The sequence below is a fragment of the Streptomyces sp. NPDC005195 genome (assembly GCF_040608315.1).
Taxonomy (GTDB): domain Bacteria; phylum Actinomycetota; class Actinomycetes; order Streptomycetales; family Streptomycetaceae; genus Streptomyces; species Streptomyces kaempferi.
In genome coordinates this window covers 1-1,438 of record NZ_JBEXHZ010000334.1, presented here as the reverse complement: position 1 = coordinate 1,438, position 1,438 = coordinate 1, and the positions used below count along the sequence as shown (strand labels likewise).

Below are 1,438 nucleotides of genomic sequence, written 5' to 3'. Positions count from 1 at the left end.
GAGGAGATCTCCGCCCGCAACGCTCCCGGCTGGCAGGCGGCCTTCGCCACCGCGCACGCCGAGTCCCTGCTGCGGCTCGGCGACCTCGCCGGTGCCCGGCGGGAGGCGACACGTGCCATCGAGCACCTCGCCGGCCGCGGCGGCCCGTTCCTCCTCGCCCCGCTCGCCCTGCTGGTCCTGGCCCTCACCGAACAGGGCGAGTACGCCACGGCGGCCCTGCACCTGCACCCCACCCTGCCCGGCGAGCCGTACTCCACCGTGCACGCCCTCGCCTTCCTGCGCGCCCGCGGCCGCTACCACCTGGCCACCGGGCGCCCCCAGGCAGCCCTGGAGGAGTTCCTGGAGGCGGGCAGGACCGCGGCCCGCTGGGCGGCCGACCAGCCCGAACCGCTGCCCTGGCGCACCGACGCGGCGGAGGCACTGCTCCTGCTCGGACGTCCCGGCGAGGCACAGGCCCTGGTCGCCGACCAGCTCGCCCTCCCGGCAGCCGCAGGGGCGCGGGTGCGCGGGGTGACACTGCGCCTCAGCGCGGCCACCGCCGAGCCCCGGCGCCGTGTCGAGCTGCTGGCCGGCGCGGTCGACGAGCTCCGCGACTACGGGGACCGCCTCGAACTCGCCCGCGCCCTGGCCGACCTGGGCAGCGCGCTGCGCCTGAACGGCGAGGGAACCCGGGCGGGGACGATCACCCGGCGGGCCTGGCAACTGGCGGGAGACTGCGGCGCGGTGCCGCTGCGCGAGCGGATACGGCCCGTCGACGGCCCGGAGCGTGCCGCGCGTCCCGTCCGCAGCCGGGACACCGCCCGGCTCAGCGGTTCGGAGGAACGGGTGGCGGCCCTCGCCGCCCAGGGGCACACCAACCGGGAGATCGCGGTCAAGCTCTTCGTCAGCCCCAGCACGGTCGAGCGCCACCTCACCTGCGTCTACCGCAAACTCGGCATCGCCCGCCGCCAGGACCTGCCCTCGGACCTGCGCACCCGCACGTTCGAACAGGCCGGTCACTGAGGCGGACCGCACGGGCCCGGTGACGGCACACCCACCGCGCTCCTCGCGCGGCGGGAGACCCGCGCCGGGCACATATCTGCCGGACACACGGGTGCCGGGCACACATCCGCGGGCCGCGCACCTGACCGGCACACACCTGCGAGGCCGCACACTTGAGGGGCCGCACGTCTGCCGGAACGCATGTCTGCCGGGCGCGGGTGACGGTCTGAACTCACCCCGGGCGCGGCGCAGTTCGTGGTGCGTGCCGCAGTACGCCGGCACATCCCGGACGGGGGGCCTGGGGCGGGGCCGGACGGCCGTGGGGCGCGGACCGGCGGGGGAGTGGACACCGTGGGGGAGCGAACCGGGCTCATCCTGGGACAGGAGATCCTCGGCGGTCCGCCGCACGCCGCGTCCGGTGGGCGCCTCCTCCACCGCGATGCCGCCGCGGGGTGTG

General features: G+C 76.8%; 1 protein-coding gene. It reads left to right on the top strand.

Features of this window, described 5'->3' with window-relative positions; genetic code table 11:
• A partial coding sequence (locus ABZV34_RS39460; RefSeq protein ID WP_356288116.1) for a LuxR C-terminal-related transcriptional regulator occupies positions 1-1,002 on the top strand: 1,002 nt, incomplete at its 5' end.
• Between the last annotated feature and the right edge of the window lie 436 nt (positions 1,003-1,438).